General features: G+C 70.6%; 4 protein-coding genes and 1 pseudogene. 2 read left to right on the top strand and 3 right to left on the bottom strand.

Annotated elements, in window-relative coordinates:
- From D183_RS0115680 to D183_RS0115670, 3 genes and pseudogenes are all read right to left on the bottom strand, one after another.
- A pseudogene (locus D183_RS0115680) lies at positions 1-300 on the bottom strand (ExeM/NucH family extracellular endonuclease); the annotation flags it as partial.
- A gap of 93 nt (positions 301-393) precedes the next feature.
- Positions 394-912, bottom strand: a complete 519-nt coding sequence (locus D183_RS0115675; RefSeq protein WP_017915253.1) for a c-type cytochrome — start codon at positions 910-912, stop codon at positions 394-396.
- 154 nt (positions 913-1,066) lie between these two features.
- The gene (locus D183_RS0115670; protein ID WP_017909842.1) at positions 1,067-1,675 is read right to left on the bottom strand and encodes a TetR/AcrR family transcriptional regulator; all 609 of its coding nucleotides are present in this window, start codon (positions 1,673-1,675) and stop codon (positions 1,067-1,069) included.
- A 132-nt stretch (positions 1,676-1,807) separates the two neighbouring features.
- Between D183_RS0115670 and D183_RS0115665 the strand changes: the two genes are divergently transcribed.
- On the top strand, positions 1,808-2,971 hold the full coding sequence (locus tag D183_RS0115665) for an isovaleryl-CoA dehydrogenase (protein WP_010341368.1): 1,164 nt from the start codon (positions 1,808-1,810) through the stop codon (positions 2,969-2,971).
- A gap of 129 nt (positions 2,972-3,100) precedes the next feature.
- Positions 3,101-3,717, top strand: a 617-nt coding sequence (locus D183_RS0115660; RefSeq protein ID WP_017909841.1) for a carboxyl transferase domain-containing protein, incomplete at its 3' end; no start/stop codon positions are given.

Here is a 3,717-nt window from a genome sequence, read left to right as displayed (position 1 = left end):
CGGCGCCAGCTCGCCCCACACCCGCACGCGGTCGCCCGGTGCCAGGCTGCGCTCGGCATCGCCGCGCACCAGCAGCGCGTCGGCGGTCAGCGGATCGTCGTCGCCGGCGTCCTGCACCAGGTAGCCGCTGCCGCCGGCCTCCACCCGCGCGGTGACCACGCCCTCGAACACCACGCCCTGCGCCTGCGGCCCCGGCCGCAACTGCCCGATCGGCAGCAGCGTCGGCGGCGTCAGCGCCTGCGCGGCGGGGGCTGCGACCAGCAGCAACAACGACAACAACGATGGCGGCGGCATGCGCATGCGATCACTCTCCTTGTTTGCGCCGGCACGCGACGGGCGCGGAAACGAATGCGCCGCCCGAAGGCGGCGCAGTGGCGTGCGGGAGGCGCAAGGTTACTTCAGGTTGGCCAGCATCCAGTCCACGGTGGCGTGGATCTGCTCCTCGGTCAGCCCGGGATTGCCGCCCTTGGGCGGCATGATGCCGCCGTCGGGGCCGGTGTAGCCCTCGATGGCGTGCTTGTAGAGCGTCTCCTTGCCCTGCGCGATGCGCTTGTCCCAATGCGCGTGGTCCAGCGTCGGCGCCTTGCCCACGCCGGTGGTGTGGCAAGCGGTGCACAGGTTGTTGAAGATGGTCTTGCCGTCGGTGGTGCCGCCGTAGGCCGCCTGCGCCGAGGCCTTGGCCAGCGCCGCCGCCTGTGCCGCCGCTTGCGCCGCGGCACCGGTGCTGCCGGCGTAGACCGCGCCGACCGGGGCGATGCGCTCCTCGGTGCGCTTGAGCGCCACCGGCGACACCTCCGGCGGGATGGCCCGCTGCAGGTAATGCGCGAACACGATCAGGCCGAGGGTGATCAGCACCAGCAGGCCGATCACCATCGAGAAGCGCTTGAGAAATTCGAGGTCGTAATTCCGCACATCACACCCCTTTGGCACGTGGTAATCCGGACCACCGCTACGCGACCGAGTATAGCCAGCGTTTGCGCCGCGCGGCACGCCGGGAGCACACGGAATCGCAGGCGATGCGTGCTGCATCGCAGCAGTTCGGCGCAGGCGGCGCGCCCGGTCGCGCTCAGGCGCTGCCCACCGCGCGCAGGCAGAACCCGCACACGGCCTCGACCAGGCGCTCGCTGTCGCGCGGGCCGTCGCGGCTGGGCGCGGTCGGGCCGACCAGGGCCTCTGTGTAGGCGCCGACCAGGCACGCCGCGGCCGCCTCCAGGTCCTGCGCGGGGAACTCGCCCGCGGCCACGCCGTCGGCCAGGATGCCCTTGAACACGTCGCCGAGCAGGCGCCGGCAGCGGATGCGCTCGGCGTCCACCTCCGGTTCCACCGGTTCGGCGATGAAGGCGTAGGCCAGGCCGGGGCCGGCCAGGGCGCGGCGCACGAACGAGGCGATGGCATCGCGCAGGCGCTGCGCGGCCGGCGCCGGTGCGGCGGCGATGGCGCGCAGGATGGTCAGCTCGTGCTCCACGGCGGCGGTCAGCACCTCCACGAACAGTTCGGCCTTGGACGGGAAATGCCGGTAGATCAGCCCGGTGGAGACCCCGGCCTCGGCCGCGACCGCGGTCACCGGGGCGCCGCGGAAGCCGTCGGCGGCGATCAGCCGGCGCGCCGCCAGCAGGATCCGCTGGCGGTTGCCGGCGAGGCGTTCTTCCATCAGGGCGGAGCGTTTGTAGGCCATGGCGTGATTCTAAGTTCAATTAATGAATTTCTGTTCACTTCTTTGCCGTTCCCGGCTACGCTGGGCGCTCTTGCCCGGCGCGGGTCCGATTCTAGGCGCCGCCGGCCACCCGCCATTCCCGGAGTTGCCGCCATGCTGATGCCGTCGTTGAATTTCGAGTTGGGCGAGGAGGTCGACCTGCTGCGCGACAGCGTCGCCGCTTTTGCCGCGCGCGAGATCGCGCCGCTGGCCGAGCAGGCCGACCGCGACAACGCCTTTCCCGCGCCGCTGTGGCGCAAGCTCGGCGAACAGGGGCTGCTCGGCCTCACCGTGGAGGAGGAGTACGGCGGCAGCGCGATGGGCTATCTGGCGCACGTGGTGGCGATGGAGGAGATCTCGCGCGCCTGCGGCGCGATCGGCCTGTCCTACGGCGCGCATTCGAACCTGTGCGTGAACCAGTTGCGCAAGAACGCCAGCCCGGCGCAGAAGGCGCGCTACCTGCCGAAGCTGTGCAGCGGCGAACACGTCGGCGCGCTGGCGATGAGCGAACCCGGCGCCGGCTCGGACGTGGTGTCGATGAAGCTGCGCGCCGAAGCGCGCGGCGATCGCTACGTGCTCAACGGCAACAAGATGTGGATCACCAACGGCCCGGACGCCGACGTGCTGGTGGTCTATGCCAAGACCGACCCGAGCGGCGGCGCGCGCGGCATCACCGCATTCGTGGTCGAGAAGGGCATGCCCGGCTTCAGCACCGCGCAGAAGCTGGACAAGCTCGGCATGCGCGGCTCCAACACCTGCGAACTGGTGTTCCAGGACTGCGAAGTGCCGGCGGAGAACGTGCTGGGCGAGGTCGGCGGCGGCGTGCGCGTGCTGATGTCCGGCCTGGACTACGAGCGCGTGGTGCTGTCCGGCGGTCCGCTGGGGCTGATGGCCGCGGCGCTGGACGTGGTGCTGCCCTACGTGCACGAGCGCCGCCAGTTCGGCGAGCCGATCGGCAGCTTCCAGCTGATGCAGGGCAAGCTGGCCGACATGTACGTGGGCCTCAACGCCTGCCGCGCCTACGTGTATGCGGTGGCACGCGCCTGCGACGCCGGTCGCACTACCCGCCAGGACGCCGCCGGCGCGATCCTCTACGCCGCCGAGAAGGCCACCTGGCTGACCGGCCAGGCGATCCAGGTGCTGGGCGGCAACGGCTACATCAACGACTATCCGACCGGGCGCCTGTGGCGCGACGCCAAGCTCTACGAGATCGGCGCGGGCACCTCGGAGATCCGTCGCATGCTGATCGGCCGCGAATTGTTCGAGCGGACCAAGTGATGCGCTGCGAAAGAGGTATCGGCCGAAAGGCCGTTTCGACGCCATCGCGTCGGGGCTGATCCCGCAAAAGGGGACAAGAGCCCCTCCCACATCAGCAGCCTGCCCTTCCCTTCTCTCCACGGCCCAGCCATGAGCGCGATCCAGACCCAGTTGCAACCCGGCAGCGACGCCTTCGCCGCCAATGCCGCCGCGCTGCGCGCGGTGGTCGACGACCTGCACGCCACCCAGGCGCGCATCGCCCTGGGCGGCAGCGCCGCCGCCCGCGCCAAGCACCAGGCGCGCGGCAAGCTGCTGGTGCGCGAACGCATCGATGCCCTGCTCGACCCGGGCAGCGCGTTCCTGGAGATCGCGCCGCTGGCCGCACTGGGCCTGTACGACGACGAGGTGCCGTGCGCCGGCGTGGTTGCCGGCATCGGCCGCGTCTCCGGCGTGGAATGCGTGATCGTCGCCAATGACGCCACGGTCAAGGGCGGCACCTACTACCCGATCACGGTGAAGAAACACCTGCGCGCGCAGGAGATCGCCCAGCAGAACCGGTTGCCGTGCATCTACCTGGTCGATTCCGGCGGCGCGTTCCTGCCGCTGCAGGACGAGGTGTTTCCCGACCGCGACCACTTCGGCCGGATCTTCTACAACCAGGCCAACCTGTCGGCGCAGGGCATCGCCCAGATCGCCTGCGTGATGGGCTCGTGCACCGCCGGCGGCGCCTACGTGCCGGCGATGAGCGACGAGACGGTGATCGTGCG

The sequence above is a fragment of the Xanthomonas sp. SHU 199 genome (assembly GCF_000364665.1).
Taxonomy (GTDB): domain Bacteria; phylum Pseudomonadota; class Gammaproteobacteria; order Xanthomonadales; family Xanthomonadaceae; genus Xanthomonas_A; species Xanthomonas_A sontii.
Note: the sequence above shows the minus strand (reverse complement) of the source record. Positions and strands in the feature narration are given on the sequence as shown.